This is a genomic window from uncultured Azonexus sp. (assembly GCF_937982035.1).
GTDB lineage: Bacteria > Pseudomonadota > Gammaproteobacteria > Burkholderiales > Rhodocyclaceae > Azonexus.
Window position 1 is genome coordinate 235,794 of the sequence record NZ_CALJNI010000001.1, and the last position, 22,016, is coordinate 257,809.

General features: G+C 63.6%; 22 protein-coding genes and 1 tRNA gene. 17 read left to right on the plus strand and 6 right to left on the minus strand.

Annotated features, from left to right (window positions below; translation table 11 throughout):
* Genes surE through rpoS form a run of 4 tightly spaced genes read left to right on the plus strand, consistent with a single transcriptional unit; the run spans position 1 to position 3,246 of the window.
* Positions 1–741, plus strand: coding sequence for a 5'/3'-nucleotidase SurE (gene surE, locus Q0799_RS01115; protein ID WP_298393286.1), 741 nt, complete (start codon positions 1–3; stop codon positions 739–741).
* Entirely contained in the window at positions 729–1,400 is a 672-nt protein-coding gene (locus Q0799_RS01120) for a protein-L-isoaspartate(D-aspartate) O-methyltransferase (protein ID WP_298393288.1), read from the plus strand. Before surE ends, Q0799_RS01120 begins: the two co-directional genes overlap by 13 nt.
* Entirely contained in the window at positions 1,397–2,305 is a 909-nt protein-coding gene (locus Q0799_RS01125) for a peptidoglycan DD-metalloendopeptidase family protein (RefSeq protein ID WP_298393290.1), read from the plus strand. Before Q0799_RS01120 ends, Q0799_RS01125 begins: the two co-directional genes overlap by 4 nt.
* Positions 2,302–3,246, plus strand: a complete 945-nt coding sequence (rpoS, locus tag Q0799_RS01130; protein ID WP_298393292.1) for an RNA polymerase sigma factor RpoS — start codon at positions 2,302–2,304, stop codon at positions 3,244–3,246. Before Q0799_RS01125 ends, rpoS begins: the two co-directional genes overlap by 4 nt.
* Here the strand turns inward: rpoS and mltB are convergent.
* From mltB to Q0799_RS01150, 4 genes are read right to left on the minus strand one after another with little or no spacing between them, the layout of a single operon-like run.
* Positions 3,243–4,247: a lytic murein transglycosylase B gene (gene mltB / locus Q0799_RS01135; RefSeq protein WP_298393294.1), complete on the minus strand. Its 1,005-nt coding sequence runs from the start codon at positions 4,245–4,247 to the stop codon at positions 3,243–3,245. The two genes, rpoS and mltB, sit on opposite strands and share 4 nt — an antisense overlap.
* Positions 4,244–6,187 carry a DUF3488 and transglutaminase-like domain-containing protein gene (locus Q0799_RS01140; RefSeq protein WP_298393296.1) on the minus strand — a complete coding sequence of 648 codons (1,944 nt, stop codon included), beginning with the start codon at positions 6,185–6,187 and terminating at the stop codon, positions 4,244–4,246. Before Q0799_RS01140 ends, mltB begins: the two co-directional genes overlap by 4 nt.
* The gene (locus Q0799_RS01145) at positions 6,184–7,137 is read right to left on the minus strand and encodes a DUF58 domain-containing protein (protein ID WP_298393299.1); all 954 of its coding nucleotides are present in this window, start codon (positions 7,135–7,137) and stop codon (positions 6,184–6,186) included. Before Q0799_RS01145 ends, Q0799_RS01140 begins: the two co-directional genes overlap by 4 nt.
* Before the next feature lie 5 nt (positions 7,138–7,142).
* Positions 7,143–8,090, minus strand: a complete 948-nt coding sequence (locus tag Q0799_RS01150) for a MoxR family ATPase (protein ID WP_298393301.1) — start codon at positions 8,088–8,090, stop codon at positions 7,143–7,145.
* A 123-nt stretch (positions 8,091–8,213) separates the two neighbouring features.
* On the opposite strand from Q0799_RS01150, the gene Q0799_RS01155 reads away from it, so the two are divergent.
* The 13 genes from Q0799_RS01155 (at position 8,214) to Q0799_RS01215 (ending at position 18,528) form a co-directional block, all read left to right on the plus strand.
* Positions 8,214–9,140, plus strand: coding sequence for a histone deacetylase family protein (locus tag Q0799_RS01155; protein WP_298393303.1), 927 nt, complete (start codon positions 8,214–8,216; stop codon positions 9,138–9,140).
* Between the two features lie 85 nt (positions 9,141–9,225).
* Positions 9,226–10,446 carry an aspartate kinase gene (locus tag Q0799_RS01160; protein WP_298393305.1) on the plus strand — a complete coding sequence of 407 codons (1,221 nt, stop codon included), beginning with the start codon at positions 9,226–9,228 and terminating at the stop codon, positions 10,444–10,446.
* Positions 10,447–10,503: 57 nt separating this feature from the next.
* Positions 10,504–10,596: transfer RNA gene (locus Q0799_RS01165), tRNA-Ser, on the plus strand.
* 233 nt (positions 10,597–10,829) lie between these two features.
* Positions 10,830–12,170, plus strand: a complete 1,341-nt coding sequence (locus Q0799_RS01170; protein WP_028995774.1) for a Na(+)-translocating NADH-quinone reductase subunit A — start codon at positions 10,830–10,832, stop codon at positions 12,168–12,170.
* 2 nt (positions 12,171–12,172) lie between these two features.
* Positions 12,173–13,387 (plus strand): NADH:ubiquinone reductase (Na(+)-transporting) subunit B, encoded by a 1,215-nt coding sequence (locus Q0799_RS01175; protein ID WP_028995773.1) that lies wholly within the window; start codon positions 12,173–12,175, stop codon positions 13,385–13,387.
* Positions 13,377–14,162 carry a Na(+)-translocating NADH-quinone reductase subunit C gene (locus tag Q0799_RS01180; RefSeq protein WP_298393311.1) on the plus strand — a complete coding sequence of 262 codons (786 nt, stop codon included), beginning with the start codon at positions 13,377–13,379 and terminating at the stop codon, positions 14,160–14,162. The genes Q0799_RS01175 and Q0799_RS01180 overlap by 11 nt, the downstream gene beginning before the upstream one ends.
* Positions 14,163–14,164: 2 nt before the next feature.
* Positions 14,165–14,833 (plus strand): NADH:ubiquinone reductase (Na(+)-transporting) subunit D, encoded by a 669-nt coding sequence (locus Q0799_RS01185; RefSeq protein ID WP_298393313.1) that lies wholly within the window; start codon positions 14,165–14,167, stop codon positions 14,831–14,833.
* 1 nt (position 14,834) lies between these two features.
* Positions 14,835–15,443, plus strand: a complete 609-nt coding sequence (nqrE, locus tag Q0799_RS01190; protein WP_298393315.1) for an NADH:ubiquinone reductase (Na(+)-transporting) subunit E — start codon at positions 14,835–14,837, stop codon at positions 15,441–15,443.
* A 12-nt stretch (positions 15,444–15,455) separates the two neighbouring features.
* The gene (gene nqrF / locus Q0799_RS01195; RefSeq protein WP_298393317.1) at positions 15,456–16,682 is read left to right on the plus strand and encodes an NADH:ubiquinone reductase (Na(+)-transporting) subunit F; all 1,227 of its coding nucleotides are present in this window, start codon (positions 15,456–15,458) and stop codon (positions 16,680–16,682) included.
* A gap of 27 nt (positions 16,683–16,709) precedes the next feature.
* Positions 16,710–16,940 (plus strand): (Na+)-NQR maturation NqrM, encoded by a 231-nt coding sequence (gene nqrM / locus Q0799_RS01200; protein WP_298393319.1) that lies wholly within the window; start codon positions 16,710–16,712, stop codon positions 16,938–16,940.
* A gap of 2 nt (positions 16,941–16,942) precedes the next feature.
* Positions 16,943–17,338: a CBS domain-containing protein gene (locus Q0799_RS01205; RefSeq protein ID WP_298393321.1), complete on the plus strand. Its 396-nt coding sequence runs from the start codon at positions 16,943–16,945 to the stop codon at positions 17,336–17,338.
* 34 nt (positions 17,339–17,372) lie between these two features.
* Positions 17,373–18,266 (plus strand): arginase, encoded by an 894-nt coding sequence (locus tag Q0799_RS01210; protein ID WP_298393323.1) that lies wholly within the window; start codon positions 17,373–17,375, stop codon positions 18,264–18,266.
* Positions 18,267–18,327: 61 nt separating this feature from the next.
* Complete coding sequence (locus tag Q0799_RS01215) at positions 18,328–18,528, plus strand: hypothetical protein (RefSeq protein WP_028995765.1); 201 nt, start codon at positions 18,328–18,330, stop codon at positions 18,526–18,528.
* 6 nt (positions 18,529–18,534) lie between these two features.
* Here Q0799_RS01215 and Q0799_RS01220 read toward each other — a convergent pair whose 3' ends face one another.
* On the minus strand, positions 18,535–19,059 hold the full coding sequence (locus Q0799_RS01220) for a DUF2946 family protein (protein ID WP_298393325.1): 525 nt from the start codon (positions 19,057–19,059) through the stop codon (positions 18,535–18,537).
* On the minus strand, positions 19,059–21,938 hold the full coding sequence (gcvP, locus tag Q0799_RS01225) for an aminomethyl-transferring glycine dehydrogenase (protein ID WP_028995763.1): 2,880 nt from the start codon (positions 21,936–21,938) through the stop codon (positions 19,059–19,061). The genes Q0799_RS01220 and gcvP overlap by 1 nt, the downstream gene beginning before the upstream one ends.
* Between the last annotated feature and the right edge of the window lie 78 nt (positions 21,939–22,016).

Sequence of the window (22,016 nt, forward strand, 5' to 3'; positions counted from 1 at the left end):
ATGCGCATTCTGCTCAGTAACGACGACGGTTATTTCGCGCCCGGCCTGGCGGCCTTGCATGAGGCGCTCAGCGGGCTCGGCGAGATCGTCGTCGTTGCGCCGGAGCAGAATCGCAGCGGGGCCAGCAATTCGCTGACGCTGGATCGGCCATTGATGTTGAAACAGGCGGCTAGCGGGTTTTATTTCGTTAATGGTACGCCGACCGATTGTGTTCATCTGGCGGTAACCGGCATGCTGGATTCCTTGCCGGATATTATTGTTTCCGGAATCAATTCGGGCGCCAATATGGGCGACGATACGATTTATTCCGGAACGGTTGCGGCGGCGACCGAGGGATATTTGTTCGGTATTCCATCAATTGCCGTTTCGATGACCAGTTTCGACGGTTTGAATTTTGCCACCGCCGGACGGGTTGCCCGCGAACTGGTCGAGCGCCAGATCCGGAATCCGGTTTCCGGGCCGGTATTGCTCAACGTCAATGTTCCGGATATTCCCTACGAGGCATTGACCGGGATGGAAGTGACCCGCCTCGGGCGCCGCCACAAGGCCGAACCGGTGGTGCGCATGACCTCGCCACGCAAGGAAACGGTGTACTGGATCGGCGCAGCCGGCACAGCCGCCGACGCCGGGCCCGGGACCGATTTTCATGCGATCGAACAGAACCGGGTGTCGATCACGCCGCTACAGATCGATCTGACTCATACGGGACAGTTGCCGGCAATCCGGCAATGGATGGCTTGATCATGCACGGCCTGCAGGGTATCGGTATGACCTCGCAGCGCACGCGTGTGCGCATGGTCGAGCGCCTGCGCGAAAAAGGCATCCGCAACGAGCAGGTGCTGGCGGCGATGGCTGCCGTGCCCCGCCATGTTTTTGTCGAGGAGGCGCTGGCCTCGCGGGCTTACGAGGATACGGCGCTGCCACTGGGCATGGGGCAGACGATTTCCCAGCCCTACATCGTTGCCCGCATGATCGAATTGTTGCTCAACGCCCGCCCCGGACTTGGCAAGACGCTGGAGGTCGGTGCCGGTTGCGGTTACCAGGCGGCGGTGCTCGGGCAACTGAGCAAGGAAGTCTATGCCGTCGAGCGCATTGCGCCCCTGCTCGAAAAAGCCAAAGCCAACATGCGTACGCTGCAGCAGTTCAATGTCCGTCTGAAACACGCCGACGGACATTGGGGGCTGCCTGAAGCTGCGCCATTCGATAGCATCATCGTCGCTGCCGCCGGCGCCTCCATCCCGCCCGAGTTGCTCAAGCAACTGGCGCCGGGGGGGCGCATGGTCTTGCCTGTCGGGGGGCAGGCGCAGTATCTTTGCCTTGTCGAACACACGCCGACCGGCTTCACGGAAACGCGGCTGGACCCCGTCCGCTTCGTTCCCCTGCTACCAGGAACCCAATGACCCGATTCCTCGCCCCCATTGCTGTCGTATTTTTTCTCACTGCCTGTACGCAGGCACCTGCGCCGACCGTCGATCGCACGCCGACCGCTCAAGCCAGGGTTGCCGGTGCGGGCGAGTATGCCGTCAAACGTGGCGATACCCTGTACCGGATCGCCCGTGAGAACGGCATGGATCACAATGAACTGGCGGCGATCAACAACATCTCCGATCCGACGACCTTGCGCGAGGGGCAGATTCTTCGCCTGACCCGTGCCGCCGGCCAGACAGCGGAAGTCGCGCCGGTGGCAACTCCGATCGGCGTCGGCAGCGGGGTCGAAGCCCGACCGCTTGATGTGCCTGTGCCGGTGAAGCAGGGCACTGTCCTGCGTGAGCCGCGCGGCGGCAAGGAAGCCTATTCCGACGAGGCGCATGCCCGCCTGAATTCGACCCCTGCAAGTGCACCGGCGACGCCGCCTGTTTCGCCTGCCATGCCGCCCCAGCCTGCGGCAACGGAGTCTGCGCCGACACCGGCTACGTCGGCCCAGACAGCTCAGGTGGACGGCATCACCTGGGCTTGGCCGAGTTCGGCGAAGATCCAGTCGCCTTACAACGGCACCACCAACAAGGGCATCGATTTCGGCGGCCGCGTGGGTGATCCCGTGCTGGCTGCGGCCGACGGGCAGGTGCTGTATGTCGGCGAAGCGCTTGCCGGCTACGGCAAGCTGGTCATCGTCAAGCATGGCGCCAACCACCTGTCGGTGTACGCCCATAACAACCGCATCCTGGTCAAGGAAGGCCAGTCGGTAAAGCTGGGGCAGAAAATCGCTGAAATGGGCAGTACCGGCACCTCCGGTGTCAAACTGCATTTCGAGATCCGCAAACAGGGCAAGCCGGTCGATCCGGGGCCCTTCCTGCCCGGCCGATGAGTCTGGACGAGGAGGCGGGCGACGAACAGAACGGCGACGAGCTACCGCTCGCTGCCGAGGGCGATGCCCTGTTTCCGCTGGCGACCGAAGCGGCCCTGGCCGAGGCCAGTCTGCTTGAGGATGTCACCCAGATCTATCTCAACGAGATCGGTGCCCGCCCGCTGCTGACGCCGGAAGAGGAACTGGCGACGGCGCGGCTGGTGCGGGCCGGCGATTTTGCCGCCCGGCAGAAAATGATCGAGCACAACCTGCGGCTGGTGGTAAACATCGCCAAGCACTATCTCAATCGCGGGATACCCCTGCTTGATCTGATCGAGGAGGGGAACCTCGGCCTGATCCATGCGCTGGAAAAATTCGATCCGGAACGCGGTTTCCGTTTTTCGACCTATGCGACCTGGTGGATACGCCAGGGGATCGAGCGTAGCATCATGAATCACTCGCGGACCATCCGTCTGCCAGTTCATGTAGTCAAGGAAATCAACCTTGTCCTGCGCGCCATGCGTCACTTGGAATCGGCTGACAGTCGGGAGTCGACGGTGGAGAAGGTGGCCTTGCTGCTCGACCGGCCGGTCGAGGAGGTGCGTCGCATCCTGTCGCTGAACGAGCACATCGCCTCGCTCGACGCGCCGCTCGATATCGATCCCAACCACACCATGGCCGAGTTCATCCCGGATGATTCCGGCGACGATCCGGAAAGCCTGCTGCAGTCCAGCGAAGTCGGTTCCCTGCTGGCTTCGTGGCTGGACGAACTGAGCGAGCGCCAGCGCCAGATCATCGAGCGCCGCTATGGCCTGAACGGCTGCGAGATTGCCACGCTCGACGCCATCGCCGGCGATCTTGGGCTGACCCGGGAGCGGGTGCGCCAGATTCAGCTGGAAGGTCTGGACCGACTGCGCAAGATCATCCGGCGCGGCAACATCACCCGCGATTCCCTGCTTTAGCGCATGGCCTCCCGGATGGCCGGCGGCATCGCCCGACGGATTTCCTCGGCCAGCTGGAACACCGACATGGCGTAGAAACTCGAGCGGTTGTAGCGGGTGATCACATAGAAATTCTCGAAACCCAGCCAATATTCCGTGGCTTGTCCGGGGCTGACCAGGTCGACCAGCGTCACCGTCGATTCGGGGGCTGCCGTGGCCACGATGCCGCGCTCGAACAGGTCGGCGACACGCAGGCTGGGGCGGATGCCGGCGTCGAGCAGTGACTGATCCGGCGCGCCCGGCAGTCGTGCCGGCACGGCAACCGGTTGCCCCGGCTGCCAGCCGTGCTGTTCGAGGAAGCGGGCGACGCTGCCGATGGCATCGGCGACACTGTTGCTCAGGTCGACGCGCTGGTCGCCGTCGAAATCGACGGCATAGCGGCGCTGGCTACCCGGCATGAATTGCGGGATGCCGATGGCGCCGGCGAAGGAGCCCTTGACGGCAAGCGGGTCGAGGCCGTTCTCGCGGGTCATCAGCAGGAATTGTTCGAGTTCGCTGCGGAAGAACTCGGCCCGGCGCGGATATTGAAACGCCAGCGTGGCGAGTGCCTCAAGCACGCCGAAACCACCGGTATTGCTGCCATAGACCGTTTCGACGCCGATGATGGCAACGATCACTTCTTCCGGCACGCCGTAGAGGGCGCGGGCGCGCGCCAGCGTCAGCGCATTGTCCTGCCAGAAGCGCACGCCGCCGGCGATGCGCTGGGCGTTGACGAAGCGCGGGCGGTAGCGTTCCCAGGAGCGCTGGGTCGGCGAAGTCGGCGGAGCAATCAGTTGCAGGACGCGTTCGTTCGTCCGGATGGCGGAAAACTGTTCAAGCAGGCTGCTGGCATCGAAGCCTTGGCGCTGGGCGAGATCGTTGGCGAAAGCTGCCGCTTCGGGGAGGTCGGCGATGCTCCCCGGTGCGGCGACGGCAAGCTGGGTGGTCAGGGTAAAGGCCAGGGCGGCCAGTGTCTTGCTCAAGCGATTCTCCGTCTGGGAAGTCGGTTCACGGCGGCGGCGAGCGCTGCCAGCGAGGTTGGATTGTCCGGGGCGTAGCGGGCCAGCAGGAAATGCCGGACCACCGGGTCGAAACGCGCCGCCAGCGCCGGGTCTGCGGTACGCAGGCGGGCGGCGAAGGCCAGGGGTGTTTCACCCGGCGCGCAGTGTATACCGATTCGTCGCTGGGCACGATGCCAGAGGCGTATTTCCGGTGCCGGGCGTATCCGTTGGCGCAGGCTCCAGGCTGTGACCAGGGCCAGAACGAGGGCGCAGGCCAGGCCCAGAGCGATGACCAGCTGACGCCAGTCGACTTCGAAGCCGAGTCGAGACAGCAGGTCGCGCTGGCGTTGCGTGTCGTAACCCAGGATGTGCTGGTTCCAGGCATTGTTCAGGGCTTCCCAGCGATGACGCAGGTCGCGAAGCCAGTCGCCGTGGCGCATCAGGAAGGCGGGCAGGGGTTCGCCGGCCGGCAGCGCGTCGACGATGCCGCGCTCGATGCGTTCCGGGGCGACTGCGGCGGTCGGGTCGACGCGCACCCAGCCGCGCTTTTCCAGCCAGACTTCGGCCCAGGCATGGGCTTCCGACTGGCGGACGACCAGGTAGCCGTCGCGCGGATTCATCTCGCCGCCCTGGTAGCCGGTGACCACCCGGGCCGGGATGCCGGCGTTACGCATCAGGACGACGAAGGCGGCGGCGTAGTGTTCGCAAAAGCCGCGCCGGGTGCGGAACAGGAAGTCGTCGATGCCATCGCGTCCGAGCAGGGGCGGTTGCAGGGTGTAATGGAAGGGTTCTTCGCGGAAATGGCGGAGTGCCAGCGCGATCACTTCGGCCGGGTCATTTGCTTGCGCCTGCCAGTTGCGGGCGAGTTCCCGGGTTTGCGGATTGTTGTTGGCGGGCAGGCGCAGGTTGTCACTCAGGCTGAGCGGCGATTCCGCAGTGTTGAGACGATAGGCCGGGCTTGAGCTCAGGCGCAGGCGCTGGCGCTTCTCCACCGGGCGGCTGGCCAGTGCGGCCAGGCGTCCGTCGAGGTTGGCGCCAGCGGGCAGGGTGACCGGGGCGTCGAGGGCGAGCAGCCAGCGCTGGCCGTGCGCTTCCAGCGTCATTTCGTAGGCGATGCGCGGGCCGAGTTCCTCGATACGCTCGGGATTGGCCGGCCGGGTCGACTGGCGCCAGGTGCGCCCATCGAAACTCTCCAGTACCGGACCTCGCCAGTAAAGTTGCTGGCGTGCCGGTAGAGCCTCGTCGAAGCGGACGCGGAAAGCGATTTCGCCGCTGCGCACCAGATTGGCAATGTTGCCTGGGGCCATGCTGTCTGAAAGACCCGTCTGGCCGGTAAAGGCATCGGCAGGCAGGCCCCAGAGCGGGCCGTTGATCCGCGGGAACAGCAGGTAGAGTACGAGCATGAACGGCAGTGCCTGGGCCAACAGGCTGCCGGCCTGAACCAGGTTTTCCCTGGGCGGCATGGTTGCCGCCTGCAGTCGCACCAACGCGGCGGTAACCACCCAGAGTGCGAACAGCAGCCAGAGTCCGGTGGGGATGTCCTGGCTATGGAAGTAGTGTGTCAGCAGCAGGAAGTAGCCGAGCATGACGATGACCGTGGCGTCGCGCCGGCTGCGCAATTCGAGCAGTTTCATCGCCATGAACAGGACCAGCGTGGCAACCCCGGCTTCGCGTCCGAACAGGGTGCGGAAATCGGCAAGGATGGCAGCGACGCCGGCGACGACCAGGGCCAGCAGGATCCAGCGACCGGGTAGGCGACGGTCCTCGCGCCACAGCAGGAAGGCCCAGGCGAACAGCAGCGCACCGAAGGCGCTCAGCCACCAGGGTTGCTGCAGCGTGTGCGGCAAGGTGGTAACCACCGCTGCGGCGAACAGCCAGGGCGTCTGCTCGCGGCTCAGGGGATCGGGCTGGCTGCTTTTCATGTCCGGAACAGGGCCAGGGCTTCCAGGCAGCGCTGCCGGTGGGCCGCGCCGTTGCCGGCCGGGATGTTGACGCCGGGCAGGCTCAGGCTGAAAGGGATGCGTCCCTGGTCGGCGGCGAGCACCCAGCCGGTGAGCACGGACAAACGCGTTTCATCGTCGGCTGTCGGGTCGGTGGCCGACCAGGCGAGCTCGAGCTGGCTATCGCTGCCGCCGGCGAATAGCTTGACCAGCAAAGGTCGCGAGCCATCGTCACGGGCACTGGCTTTCCAGGCCACATGGCGCAGCGAATCGGAGGTCTGTCGTTCGCGAAAGCCGGCGAAGTCTTCCTGCCCGCCGCTGCCGTTGCCGCCACCCTGCGCCGCCCACAGACCATCGGGCAGGGCTTGCGGCAGCGGCTTGGGGTAGACCAGGCAGCGCATGCCTGGCTGCAGATAACTCCAGGCGGTGAACAGGCCGAGCGGATAACGCGTACTGAGGCGCGTGCGCGGCAAGGGCAGCCAGCCGCGTCGATGGGCATGGACCGGGACGCCGACGCTAGCCTGATTGCCGCCACCGACACTGCTGCTGGTGCTCAGACCTTTTTCGGCTTCAAGCTTCAGACCGTGGCGCGATCCCGGGCGATCGTTGTCGAGCAGCAGCGTGAATTCAGCCGTTTCGCCAGCGAATACCGGGGCGCAGCGGCCGGGCGTGATGCGCAGGCCATGAAGGTTGCGAAAGGTGTGCACCATGCCGACCAGACCGAGTCCGGCCAGCAGGAAAACCAGGGCATGCCCGAGTGCCAGGTTGTAGTTGATCGCCGCGAGCAGCATGACGACCAGGGTCAGGGCAAAGAGCAGGCCGGCGCGCGACGGCAGGATGAAGATGCGACGCCGGTCGAGCGTGACCGGCGTCAGGCCATCGTCCCGGCTGCCGAACAGGCGTTGTTGCAGCTCCCGGAAATTGATCGCCACGGTCGTCAGGGGATGGCAACGCCGGCCAGCAGTGCGTCGATTTCAGCACGCCCGGCGAGTTTGCCGCCCTGTGCGCCATGCAGGCGGTGGCGGGCGACCGGGCCAAAGACTGCCTGGACGTCATCGGGCAGGACCATGTCGCGCCCTGTCAGCCAGGCCCAGGCGCGGGCGGCCGAGAGCAGTGCCAGGCCGGCGCGGGGCGACAGGCCATGACGGAAACCGGCGTGGTTGCGGGTGGCTTCGATCAGCGCCTGGACGTAATCGATCAGTGCCGGCGAGACATGCACGGCGGCCACCTCGGCCTGCAGTTGCGGCAACTGTTCTGGCGCCAGCAGGCTGCTGAGCTGGTCGCTGGCCTGGCGACGACTGCCGGCGGCGAGCAGCGCGCGTTCGGCATCGCGGTCCGGGTAGCCCAGTTCGATGCGCATCAGGAAGCGGTCGAGCTGGGATTCGGGGAGCGGGAAGGTGCCGATCTGGTCGGCCGGATTTTGCGTGGCGATGACGAAAAATGGGCTGGGCAGCGTCCGCGATTCGCCTTCGATGCTGACTTGCCCTTCCTCCATGGCTTCGAGCAGGGCGCTCTGGGTCTTCGGCGTGGCGCGGTTGATCTCGTCGGCGAGCAGCAGTTGGGAGAACACCGGGCCGGGGATGAAGCGGAAACCGCCGTGTTCGCGATCGAAGATCGAAACGCCGGTGATGTCGGCGGGCAGCAGGTCGGCGGTGAACTGGACGCGGGCGAATTGCAGGCCGAGCAGCCGGGCCAGGGTGTGGGCCAGGGTGGTTTTGCCGAGGCCGGGCAGGTCTTCGATCAGCAGGTGGCCGCCGGCCAGCAGACAGGCGGCGGCCAGACGGACTTCGGTCGGTTTGCCGAGGATGACCTGGTTGGCGGCGTCGAGTATCGGCGTGAAGGCGTGGGGCCGGCCGCCGAGTATGGGTGTATTGTTGCTGCGCATGCAGGGTTTCCGTTGGGGGCTGCGGGAGTCTCCATTCTAATGCTTGAAGCGCCCGCGCAAATGAGACGATAATGATCCTTCGACGAGCGCCATTCACGGTGCCGCATCGCAGAGAGAGAACAAGTGACGACCACTGCCTTCATCACCCATCGCGACTGCCAGTTGCACGACATGGGGACGCATCACCCGGAATGCCCGCAACGCCTCACTGCCATCAACGATCACCTGATCGCCCAGGGCATCGATGCCTATTTCGTTTATTACGACGCGCCGCTGGCGACTTTCGAGCAATTGCTGCGCGTTCATCCGGCGGCGCATCTGGAACGCATCAAGCGCGCCTCACCGGAAATGGGGATCGTGCACCTCGACCCCGATACCGCGATGAATCCGCATACCTGGCAAGCGGCCTTGCGTGCAGCGGGCGCAGGTTGCATGGGAGTGGACCTGGTGATGAGCGGTGAATGCGAGAACGCCTTCTGCGCCGTCCGTCCGCCAGGCCACCATGCCGAAAAAGCCACGCCGATGGGCTTCTGCTTCTTCAACAACATCGGCGTTGCCGCCATGCATGCGATCAAAGCGCACGGCCTGGAGCGCGTCGCCATCATCGACTTCGACGTGCACCACGGCAACGGCACCGAGGACTGTTTTGCCGGCAACGAGCAGGTGCTGATGTGCAGCATCTTCCAGCATCCCTTCTATCCCTATTCGGGGACCGACAAGCCGGCCGCCAACATGTGCAATGTGCCGCTGGCCGCCGGTTGCGGCGGCGAGGAATTCCGGGATGCGGTACTGCAGGTATGGACGCCGCGGCTCAAGGAGTTCCAGCCGCAGATGATCTTCATTTCGGCGGGGTTCGACGGCCATTACGAGGACGACATGGGCGGCCTCAAACTGCTTGAGAAGGATTTCGCCTGGTGCACCGATCACCTGAAGAAGCTGGCGGCCGAAATGTGCGACAAGCGCATCGTCTCCATGCTCGAAGGCGGGTATGTGATGACCTCGCTGGCTCGGAGCGTCGGCGCGCATCTGCGCGTCCTGGCCGATCTCTGACGGTGTCTTCCTTTTGTAAAAAGGCGGGCTGGGGTAAAATCCGGCCCTCTTTTTTCATGTTTCCAACGTTTTTACGGATGAATCCATGGCGTTGATTGTTCAGAAGTACGGCGGCACTTCCGTCGCCAACCCGGAGCGCATCAAGAATGTCGCCCGGCGCGTTGCCCGTTTCCGTGCGGAAGGCCACCAGGTCGTGGTCGTCGTCTCGGCGATGAGCGGTGAAACCAACAAGCTGATCGCGTTGGCCAAGGAAATGCAGGCCACGCCGGATCCGCGCGAGCTCGATGCGGTCGTCAGTACCGGCGAACAGGTCACCACCGGTCTGCTGGCCATGGGCCTGAAGGCCATCGGTGTCGATGCCAAGAGCTACACGGGGGGGCAGGTCAAGGTCCTGACCGACAGCATCTTCACCAAGGCACGCATCCTGTCGATCGACGAAGCCAACATCCGTCGCGATCTCGACGACGGCAAGGTGGTCATCGTCGCCGGTTTCCAGGGCGTCGATGCCGACGGCAACGTCACCACGCTTGGCCGTGGTGGTTCGGATACCTCGGGCGTGGCCCTGGCGGCGGCGCTTAAGGCCGACGAGTGCCAGATCTACACCGACGTCGACGGCGTCTATACGACCGATCCGCGTGTCGTGCCGGAAGCAAAGAAGCTCGACACCATCACCTTCGAGGAAATGCTGGAAATGGCCAGCCTCGGCTCCAAGGTGCTGCAGATCCGCTCGGTCGAATTCGCCGGCAAGTACAAGGTCAAACTGCGCGTGCTGTCCAGCTTCCAGGATGAAGGCGAGGGCACGCTGATTACTGTTGAGGAAGACAAGAACATGGAACAACCGATCATTTCCGGTATCGCCTTCAATCGCGACGAAGCCAAGCTGACCATGCTCGGCGTTCCCGATACTCCGGGCATTGCCTACCAGATCCTCGGCTCGATCGCCGACGCCAACATCGACGTCGACATGATCATCCAGAACGTTGGTCATGACGGCACCACCGACTTCTCGTTCACGGTCAACCGCGGCGACTATGCCAAGGCCCAGGGCATCCTGGAAACCGTCAAGCAGAAGCTGGGCGCCCGTGAAGTCACCGGCGACAACAAAATCTGCAAGGTCTCCGCCGTCGGCGTCGGCATGCGTTCGCACCCGGGCGTTGCCTCGAAGATGTTCAAGGCCCTGGCCGACGAAGGCATCAACATCCAGATGATTTCGACTTCCGAAATCAAGATTTCCGTCGTCATCGACGAGAAGTATCTGGAACTGGCCGTGCGCGTTCTGCACCGCACTTTCGGTCTGGATCAGTAAAGGTTTGACCAAAGGGCGCGGAGCCTATATCATCCGCGCCTCGTTGCAAGACGGTTAGGAGACGTGGCCGAGTGGTCGAAGGCACACCCCTGCTAAGGGTGCATCCGGGCAAAACCTGGATCGAGGGTTCGAATCCCTCCGTCTCCGCCAAGCAACAGCAAACAAGCGCCTTTCGGGGCGCTTTTTTGTTGTCCGCGGAAATATTAACGATCCATTATTTTCCCCGCTTTTGTTCCGGTTAGTCACCGAGTCGGCTAAAATCCGAAGGTTTGTACATTTCTGCAAAGATTTGGCGGCAAGGGCGGTGCGGTGTGCAGTCTGCGGAGGCTGGGTAGCGCGGAATACGGCCTTGCGTTGTGTTAACCTCACTTCGGGCTAAGCGAATGATCAGAATTAAACGCGGTCTGGACTTGCCCATCACCGGGGCGCCTGAACAGCGTATCGAGGCCGCAAGGCCGGTACGCAGCGTGGCGGTCATCGGCTTCGATTACCATGGTATGAAGCCGACGATGTCCGTTCAGGTTGGTGATCGGGTCAAGTTGGGCCAGGTACTGTTTTCCGACAAGAAAACGCCTGGCGTTCATTTCACTGCACCGGGTGCTGGCGTGGTCAGTGCCATTCATCGGGGCGAGCAGCGGGTGCTGCAATCGGTGGTGATCGATCTGGATGGCGACGAAGCCGTCGAGTTCGCCAGCTACTCCGATGCCCAGCTCGAAACCCTGAGTGCCGGACAGGTTCGCGAAAACCTCCAGCAGTCGGGCTTGTGGACCGCCCTGCGGACCCGCCCGTTCAGCAAGGTGCCGGCCGTGGATTCGACGCCGGCCTCGATTTTCGTGACGGCCATCGACACGCATCCGCTGGCCGCCGATCCGGCAGTGGTCATCGCCGAATCGGCCGAGGATTTTGCCCGCGGCCTGCGCGTGCTGGCCCGTCTGGCCAAAGTCTTCGTTTGCACTGCCGCCGATGCGAAGATTTCCGCCGCCGGCATCGCCAATGTCCAGGTCGAACAGTTCGCCGGTCCGCATCCGGCCGGTCTGGCCGGGACGCATATCCATTTCCTCGACCCGGTCGATGCGCACAAGACAGTGTGGACGATCGGTTACCAGGACGTCATCGCCGTCGGCAAGCTGTTTGTCAGCGGCCGTCTGTCGGTCGAACGCGTCATCGCCCTGGGCGGTCCGATGGTCGACAAGCCGCGCCTGCTGCGCAGCCGTCTCGGCGCCAGCCTGGATGAGCTGACCGCTGGCGAACTGAAGACCGGCAAGAAGGTGCGCGTCATCTCCGGTTCGGTGTTCGGCGGTCGCACTTCGCGCGGCGCCTGCGCCTGGCTGGGACGTTACCACCAGCAGGTGTCCTGCCTGGAAGAGGGGACCGAGCGCGAGTTCCTGCATTACCTGCGCCCCGGCGTGGAGAAGCATTCGGTGCTCAACCTCTACGTCTCCAAGCTGATGTCCGGCAAGCTGTTCGATTTCACCACCAGTACCAACGGCAGCCCGCGGGCGATGGTGCCGGTCGGCAATTACGAAGAAGTGATGCCGCTCGACATCCTGCCGACGCAGTTGCTGCGCTACCTGATCGTCGGTGATACCGAGATGGCCCAGAAGCTGGGTTGCCTGGAGCTCGACGAGGAAGACCTGGCGCTGTGCAGCTACGTCTGTGCCGGCAAGTACGAGTACGGTCCCATCCTGCGTGACAATCTCACGCGCATCGAGAAGGAGGGTTGAGCATGGGCCTGCGCTCCTGGCTCGACAGCATCGAGCATCATTTCCACAAGGGCGGCAAGTACGAGAAGTGGTACGCCCTGTACGAGGCCGTTGATACCGGCCTGTTCAAACCCAACAGCGTGACCAAGACGACGGCTCACGTGCGCGACGGCCTCGACCTCAAGCGCATGATGATCACCGTCTGGTTGTGCACCTTCCCGGTGATGTTTGCCGGCATGTGGAACGTCGGCTTCCAGGCCAACTCCGTCTTTGCCGCCAGCCCGGATCTGCTGGCTGCGCAGGACAACTGGCGTCTGAGCCTGATTGCGCTGTTTGCCGGCTTCGATCCGACCTGCCATTGGGACAACCTGGTTCATGGGGCAGCGTATTTCCTGCCGATCTACGCCGTGACCTTCGTTGTCGGTGGTTTCTGGGAAGTCTTGTTCGCGTCGATCCGCAAGCACGAGGTCAACGAAGGTTTCTTCGTCACTTCGGTGCTGTTCGCGCTGACGCTGCCGCCGTCGATTCCGCTGTGGCAGGTGGCGCTGGGCATCAGCTTCGGCGTCGTCATCGGCAAGGAAGTCTTTGGCGGTACCGGCAAGAACTTCCTGAACCCGGCGCTGACCGGCCGTGCCTTCCTGTTCTTTGCCTATCCGGCGCAGATTTCGGGCGACGCGGTGTGGACGGCCGTCGATGGTTATACCAGCGCGACCATCCTGGGTACCGCGGCAGCCGGCGGCATCGAACTGGTGACGGCCGGCGGCATTACCTGGTGGGATGCCTTCCTCGGCAACATCCAGGGCTCGATCGGTGAAACCAGTACGCTGGCCATCTTCATCGGTGGCGCGGTCCTGCTGATTGCCCGGATCGCTGCCTGGCGCATCGTCACCGGCGTGATGCTGGGCATGATCGCTATGAGCCTGCTGCTCAACATGATCGGCTCGTCGACCAACCCGATGTTCGCGATGCCCTGGTACTGGCACATGGTCGTCGGCGGCTTCGCCTTCGGCATGATCTTCATGGCCACCGACCCGGTGTCGGCGTCGATGACCAATACCGGCAAGTGGATCTTTGGCGCGCTGATCGGCGTCATGGTCGTGCTGATCCGTGTCGTCAATCCGGCATTCCCCGAGGGCATGATGCTGGCGATCCTGCTCGCCAACCTCTGTGCCCCCTTGATCGACCACTTCGTGGTCGCGGCCAACATCAAGCGGAGGGCTGCACGCCATGTCCAATAAAGAATCCACCAGCCGCACGCTGTTCGTTGCCCTGGCGGTCAGTCTGGTCGCTTCCGTCTTCGTCGCCGGCTCGGCCGTTGCGCTGAAGCCGGTGCAGATCGAGAACCGCCTGCTCGACAAGCAGCGCAGCATCCTCGCCATCGCCGGCATCGGCGGCGACAAGCTGTCGTCGCGCGAGGTCAAGGACCTGTTCAACAGCCGTATCAAGGCCCGTGTCGTCGACCTCAATACCGGCGAATACAACGACAGCCTCGATCCGGTCACCTTCGACCCGCTCAAGGCCGCCAAGGACCCGAAAACCTCCGCCGCCCTCAAGGGCAGCGAGGATCTGGCCCTGATCAAGCGCCGCGAGCAATTCACGACGGTGTACATGGTCGAGCAGAACGGTCAGCTCGAATCGCTGATCCTGCCGATCCGTGGTTACGGCCTGTGGTCCACGCTGCACGGCTTCCTCGCCGTCAAGCCGGACCTCAATACCGTCGTCGGTCTCGGCTTCTATCAGCATGCCGAAACCCCGGGTCTCGGCGGTGAAGTCGACAATCCCAAGTGGAAGGCCCAGTGGCCGGGCAAGACGCTGTTCGACGACAGCGGCAAGCCGGTCATCAAGATCGTCAAGGGCGGTGTCGATCCGGCCAGTCCGGATGCCGGTCACCAGATTGATGGTCTGGCCGGTGCCACGCTGACCAGCAACGGTGTCGACCGTCTGATGCAATTCTGGCTCGGCGAGCAGGGCTTTGGTCCCTACCTCGCCAAGCTGCGCCAGCAGGGAGCTTGATCATGTCCAAGCATACAGCCAAGGAAGTACTGCTTAACCCCGTCTTCGCCAACAACCCGATCGGTCTGCAGATCCTCGGTATCTGTTCGGCGCTGGCGGTGACCTCCAACCTCAAGACGGCATTGGTGATGTCGATCGCGCTGACGCTGGTGACCGGGTTCTCCAACCTGTTCATCGCATCGATCCGGGCGCAGATTCCGGGTTCGATCCGGATGATCGTGCAGATGGTCATCATCGCCTCGCTGGTCATCGTCGTCGATCAGGTGCTCAAGGCCTTCGCCTACAGCCTGGCCAAGCAACTGTCGGTGTTCGTCGGCCTGATCATCACCAACTGTATCGTCATGGGCCGCGCAGAAGCCTTCGCCATGCAGAATCCGCCGTGGATTTCCTTCCTCGACGGCATCGGTAACGGCCTCGGCTACAGTGCCGTCCTGATTTCCCTCGGCATCGTCCGCGAGCTGTTCGGCGCCGGCAAGCTGATGGGCATCGAAGTCCTGCCGCTGGTCAAGGATGGTGGCTGGTATGTGCCGAACGGCATGCTGCTGCTGCCGCCCTCCGCATTCTTCCTGATCGGCCTGCTGATCTGGGGTTTGCGCATGTGGCGCCGCGAGCAGATCGAGAAGCCGGCGTTCCGCATGGCGCATCAGGTCGTCGAGAAGGAGGCCTACTGATATGGAACATTACCTCAGCCTGTTCGTCCGGGCCGTGTTCATCGAGAACATGGCACTGGCCTTCTTCCTCGGCATGTGTACCTTCATCGCCATCTCGAAGAAGGTCGAAACCGCCATCGGTCTCGGTGTCGCCGTGGTTGTCGTGCAGACCATCACGATTCCGGCCAACTACCTGATCTACGCCTATTTGCTGCGTGACGGTGCGCTGGCCTGGGCCGGTCTGCCCGATGTCGATCTGTCGTTCCTCGGCCTGCTGTCGTATATCGGGGTGATCGCCGCGATCGTGCAGATCCTGGAAATGCTGCTCGACAAGTACGTGCCCAGCCTCTACAACGCGCTCGGCGTCTTCCTGCCGCTGATCACGGTGAATTGCGCAATCATGGGCGGTACCCTGTTCATGGTCGAGCGTGACTACAACTTCGGCGAAAGCGTCGTCTATGGCCTCGGCTCCGGGTTCTCCTGGGCGCTGGCGATTGCGCTGCTGGCCGGTATCCGCGAGAAACTGAAGTACAGCGACGTGCCCGACGGCCTGCAAGGCCTGGGCATCACCTTCATCACCATCGGGTTGATGTCGCTGGGCTTCATGTCCTTCTCCGGCGTTCAACTGTAAGGAGGGGCAGGGATGAATATTCAGGAAATCCTGCTCGCCATCGGCATGTTCACCGTCATCGTGCTGGCACTGGCGATGTTCATCATCGCCGCCCGCGCCAAGCTGGTGTCGAGTGGCGACGTGACCATCGAAATCAATCACGAGCGCACCATCACCGTACCGGCGGGCGGCAAACTGCTGCAGACGCTGGCCAACAACAACATCTTCCTGTCTTCCGCCTGTGGCGGCGGCGGTACCTGTGCGCAGTGCAAGTGCCAGGTCCACGAAGGCGGCGGCGAGATGTTGCCAACCGAGGAATCACACTTCACCAAGCGCGATGCCAAGGCTGGCTGGCGCCTGTCCTGCCAGACCCCGGTCAAGCAGAACATGAAGATCGAGGTGCCGGAGGAAGTGTTCGGTGTCAAGAAGTGGGAATGCACGGTCGAGTCCAACCCGAACGTCGCCACCTTCATCAAGGAGCTGACGCTGCGCTTGCCGGAAGGTGAGAACGTCGACTTCCGGGCCGGCGGCTACGTCCAGCTCGAATGCCCGCCGCACGTTGCCAACTACAAGGACTTCGACATCCAGCCCGAGTATCGCGGCGACTGGGACAAGTTCAACATGTGGCGCTTCGTGTCCAAGGTCGACGAACCGGTGATCCGCGCCTACTCGATGGCCAACTATCCGGAAGAGAAGGGCGTCGTCAAGTTCAACATCCGCGTTGCTTCGCCACCGCCCAACCGTGACGATATCCCGCCGGGCAAGATGTCCTCGTTCGTCTTCAACCTGAAGCCGGGCGACAAGGTCACCGTCTATGGTCCGTTTGGCGAGTTCTTCGCCCGCGAAACCGACAACGAGATGGTCTTCATCGGCGGCGGTGCAGGCATGGCGCCGATGCGCTCGCACATCTTCGACCAGCTGAAGCGTCTGAAGTCCACGCGCAAAATCAGCTTCTGGTACGGTGCGCGTTCGATGCGCGAAGCCTTCTACGTCGAGGAATTCGACAAGCTGGCCGAGGAAAATCCGAACTTCAAGTGGCATCTGGCTCTGTCCGATCCCTTGCCGGAAGACAACTGGACCGGCTACACCGGCTTCATCCACAACGTGCTCTACGAGAACTACCTCAAGGACCATCCGGCGCCCGAGGATTGCGAGTTCTACATGTGCGGACCACCGATGATGAATGCTGCCGTGATCAAGATGCTGCTGGATCTCGGCGTCGAGCGCGAAAACATCATGCTCGACGATTTCGGTGGTTAAGGACGGAACAAGGGAAGGAGGATCGGCATGGAAATGTTCCTGATCACTTTCGGGGTCATCGTCCTGCTGGTCCTGTTGATGGCAGTCGGCGTGCTCTTCGGACGCAAGCCGATTGCCGGCAGCTGCGGCGGTTACAAGGCGATCGACGTCGAGTGCGCCGCCGGCTGCAAGAACCCGTGTGAAAAGCGTCTGGCCCGCATGAAAGCGCAGGCCGAGGCGCAGGAAAACGCGCAGGAAAGTGCCCAAACAAAGGAATAGGCATGCTCAAATCGTTGCTCGTCAAGGATTACATGACCGCAGATCCGCTGGCCTTCAAGCCGGAGATGGATGTGCTCACCGCCGTACACCAGTTGCTCGAACATCGTCTGACCGGTGCGCCGGTGGTCGATGGTGAAGGCAAGCTGGTCGGTTTCTTCTCCGAAAAAGATGGCCTCAAGGTCGCGCTTAACGCTTCCTACTACGAACAGCCGGGCGGTCCGGTCGGTCAGCACATGACCATTCAGGTCAAGACGCTGTCCGACATGTCGTCGATGGCCGATGCGGTCGAACTGTTCGTCGCCCATCACTATCACTGCTATCCGGTGGTTGCCGATGGCCGGCTGGTCGGTCAGTTGTCGCGTACCGATGCGCTGAAGGCGCTGGAAAAACTCTGGTAAGCCATTTACCAGTCATCGGGTCGGCTTTCATCCCATGAACGCTGATCGGCACCAAGGTCCGGGCGGCATCCGCATCATCGGTGCCGCCAGCGGGCTGGGTGCCCAGGATCGGGCCTGTGCAGACGGGCCCGTTGCATTTCACCACTCCCAGGCCTGGCATGAACTGGCCAGGCATCCGCAACTCGACTGGGGACGGACGCTGTACGCACCGCCGCCGACCGGCGGGCAGGCGCCGGTGCAGCGGATCGCGGCACTTTGCCGGCAGCTCGCCGACGAGGTTGCCCAGACCCTGAAGGCGGGGAATTTCCCGCTGGTCATCGGCGGCGATCATTCGGTCGCCATCGGCACCTGGAGCGGCGTCGCTGCGGCACTCGGCGCACCGCTCGGCCTGCTCTGGATCGATGCCCACCTCGACAGTCATACCCCGGAAAGCAGTTATTCGGGCGCAATTCACGGCATGCCGCTGGCCTGCCTGCTCGGTCAGGGAGACAAGCGTCTGCTTGGCCTTGGCCTCAAGGGCACGCAGCTCAGTCCGGCGCATACCGTCGTGCTCGGCGCCCGCAGTTACGAACCCGAAGAATTCGATTTCCTGGCGCGCGCCGGGGTGCGCGTGATCATGGCCGAAGAAATCGAATCGCGCGGCTTCGCCGCCTGTCTCGACGAGGCCGTGGCGCTCGTCAGGGGTGCGCCGGCGGGCTTTGGCGTGACCCTTGACCTCGATGCTATCGATCCGCGACTGGCGCCCGGTGTCGGTAGCCCCGAACCCGATGGGCTGATGGCCAGCGATGTCCAGACTGCCTTGCACTGGATTGCCAACCAGCCCGGTTTGCGGGCGATGGAAATCGTCGAGTACAACCCGGACCGTGACCGTCATGGAAGTACCGCCCGGCTGATCTCGAACCTGATCGGTGCCTTGCTCGGCCGCTGAAGGCTTGCCCGCTGCCCGGGCGTGCGGGATACTGCAGTCGAGACTGCGGGAGGACAACAAGATGACCCATGAACAGATCCGCCAGGCCATCCGCTCGGGCTGGCCGTTTTTCGGCGTCACCCGGCAAGGCCAGGTGATGGCACGCTACGTGCCCTACGGCCCGGTATTTCGCTGGAAACGCAACCAGATGATCCCGACCCCGCTGCAAGGAGAAGATTTGCTGTGGTGGTTGCAGGCCAACGACGAAGGCGAGGAGCCTTGAGCGGCTTCAGCCGCGCGGCTGAGCGACGAAACGGTAGCGCGCGGCCAGTTCGGCCGCAGCAATGCGTGTCAGTGGCAGGTCGCGCCAGCGTACCGGCGGAGCAGCATCACGCAGGAAGGCGAGCAGGCTGGTTTCGTCGTCAGGTGAGCATTCGGCCAGACAGGCGGCCAGGTCACGGTCGTCAAGCAGACCGATACCGAGTTCGGCTTCGATCAGGAAGCTGCCTTCGTCGTCGAGCAGCACAGCGCGAACTTCGCCGGCCGACGCCCCGGTGTGGCTGACGAAACCTTCACCGTCGCGGCGAAAAACCCACGGTGTGCAGGCAAGATCGACATAGACCCGCTGCGGGCCGTTCTGGACGAACCAGCGGCCGGCCTCGTCCGAACCATACTGCCGGTTCATGAACTCGACCAGGCCGCGGTGCGTCACCCGTTCTCCCTGCAATCGCCAGTCCCCGCGCCGGTCGAGCGAAAGCCACTCGAAACAGTCGGGGACGTTGGGCCATCTGGCGATTGCCGAGAAATCGACCATCAGTCCTCGTAGGCCGAAAGCGGCGGACAGGCACAGTTCAGGTTGCGGTCGCCATACACATCGTCGATGCGGTTGACGCTCGGCCAGAACTTGTTGGCGGCCACCCAGGGCAGCGGGAAGACGGCTTGCTGGCGGCTGTACGGATGCAGCCAGTCGGCGTCGATGACGTCGGCCTGGGAGTGCGGGGCGTTCTTCAACGGATTGTTGTCGGCCGTCCACACGCCGTTCTCGATCTGGCGGATTTCTTCGCGGATGCTGACCATGGCTTCGATGAAGCGGTCCAGTTCAGCCTTCGATTCCGATTCCGTCGGCTCGACCATGATCGTGCCGGCGACCGGGAAGGACACCGTCGGTGCGTGGAAACCGTAGTCCATCAGGCGCTTGGCGATGTCGATCTCGGCGATGCCGGTGGCGGCCTTGATCGGGCGGATGTCGAGGATGCACTCGTGCGCGACGCGGCCGTTCTTGCCGACGTAGAGCACCGGGTAGTGGTCCTTGAGCTTGGTGGCGATGTAGTTGGCGTTGAGGATGGCGACCTGGGTCGCCTTCTTGACGCCGGCGCCGCCGAGCATCGCCAGGTACATCCAGGAAATGGTCAGGATCGACGCCGAACCGAAGGGCGCCGCCGAGACCGCGCCCTGGCCGCCGTGCGGACCGTCGATGGCGGCGACCGCGTGGTTGGCCATGAACGGTGCGAGGTGGGCCTTCAGGCCGATCGGGCCCATGCCCGGTCCGCCGCCGCCGTGCGGGATGGCGAAGGTCTTGTGCAGGTTCATGTGGCTGACGTCGGCGCCGATGAAGCCGGGCGAGGTCAGGCCGACCTGGGCGTTGAGGTTGGCGCCGTCCATGTATACCTGGCCGCCGTTGGCATGGACGATGGCGCAGATCTCGCGAACCGCTTCCTCGAACACGCCGTGCGTCGACGGGTAGGTGATCATCAGGCAGGCCAGGTCGTCCTTGTGTTCCTCAGCCTTGGCCTTGAGGTCGGCGACATCGACGTTGCCGTTGTCGTCGCAATCGACGACGACGACCTGCATGTTGCACATCTGGGCGGTGGCCGGGTTGGTGCCGTGCGCCGATTTCGGGATCAGGCAGACCTTGCGGTGCGCTTCGCCACGGCTGGCGTGGTAGCGGGCAATCGCCACCAGGCCGGCGTATTCGCCCTGGGCGCCGGAGTTCGGCTGCATGCAGATGGCGTCGAAGCCGGTCACCGTCTTCAGCCATTCGGTCAGGCCGGCGATCATCTCGTGGTAGCCGGCGACTTGCTCGCGCGGGGCGAACGGGTGGATGCCGCCGAATTCCGGCCAGGTGACCGGGATCATTTCGCTGGTCGCGTTCAGCTTCATCGTGCACGAGCCGAGCGAAATCATCGAATGGTCGAGCGCCAGGTCCTTGTTCTGCAGCGACTTCAGGTAGCGCAGCATCTCGTGCTCGGTGTGGTGCGTGTTGAACACCGGGTGCGCGAGGATCGCGTCATCGCGCAGCAGGGCGGCCGGCAGCGCCGGGTCGGCGGCGGCGAGCTGAGCGTCGAAGGTTTCCATGTCGAGCGTGACCTGGGTGATCAGCTTGAACAGTTCGGCAACATCGTTGCGCGTCGTCGTTTCGTCGAAGGAGACGCCGAGGACGCCGGCCGAGACGCGGCGCAGGTTGTAGCCGGCGGCGACAGCCGCCTGATGGATGCTCTCGGCGCGGGCGCCGAGGTCGATATGGACGGTGTCGAAGAACTGCCCGGTGAGCAGCTTGACGCCGGCGCGCTTGAGGCCTTCGGCGAGGATCGCGGTCAGCCGGTGGATGCGCGTGGCGATCGTCTTCAGGCCTTGCGGGCCGTGGTAAACGGCGTACATGCCGGCCATGTTGGCGAGCAGTACCTGCGAGGTGCAGATGTTGGAATTGGCCTTCTCGCGGCGGATGTGCTGTTCGCGCGTCTGCAGCGTCATGCGGTAGGCAGTCTTGCCGCGTGCGTCCTTGGAAACGCCGATGATGCGGCCCGGCATCGAGCGGACGAAGGCTTCGCGGGTGGCGAAGAAGGCGGCGTGCGGGCCACCGAAGCCCATCGGGATACCGAAGCGCTGGCTCGAACCGAGGGCGATGTCGGCGCCCATGGCGCCCGGCGACTTGAGCAGCACCAGCGCCATCAGGTCGGCGGCGACGGCGACCGTGGTGCCGCGTGCCTTGAGGCCGGCGATGATCGCGCTGAGGTCGCGCACTTCACCGTTGTCGTTCGGGTACTGGAGCAGGGCGCCGAAGAATTCTTCGTCTTTTACCGTGTCGACCGCAGCGATCACCAGTTCGAAGCCGAAGTAGGCGGCGCGCGTCTTGACCACGTCGATGGTCTGCGGGAAGCAGGCGGCGTCGACCAGGAAGCGGTTCGACTTCGACTTGGAAACGCGGCGGGCCATCGTCATGGCTTCGGCGGCGGCGGTGGCTTCGTCGAGCAGCGAGGCGTTGGCGATTTCCAGCCCGGTCAGGTCGACGACCATCTGCTGGAAGTTCATCAGCGCTTCCAGGCGGCCCTGGGCGATTTCGGCCTGGTAGGGCGTGTAGGCGGTGTACCAGCCGGGGTTTTCCATGACGTTGCGCAGGATCACCTTGGGCGTCAGCGTGTCGTAGTAGCCCATGCCAATGCACGACTTCTGGATCACGTTCTTGCTGGCGATCGCCTTCAGGTCAGCGAGTGCCTCGTGTTCGCGGCGCGGGGCCGGCAGCGGCAGGTCGGCCGGCAGGCGGATGGCGGCCGGGACGGTCTGGTCGATCAGCTGGTCGAGGCTGGCGGCACCGATGGTGGCCAGCATCTCGGTCATTTCAGTGGTGCAGGGGCCGATGTGACGGTCGATGAACTCGTCGTGCTGCTCCAGGGCGCTCAAGGGCAGGGTCTTCATGTGGATTGGTTCTCGCGGGGGCTATGCAGCGGAACAGCCCGGCCGGTTACGGTCGACCGGGCTGGTGGAGGAAAAACG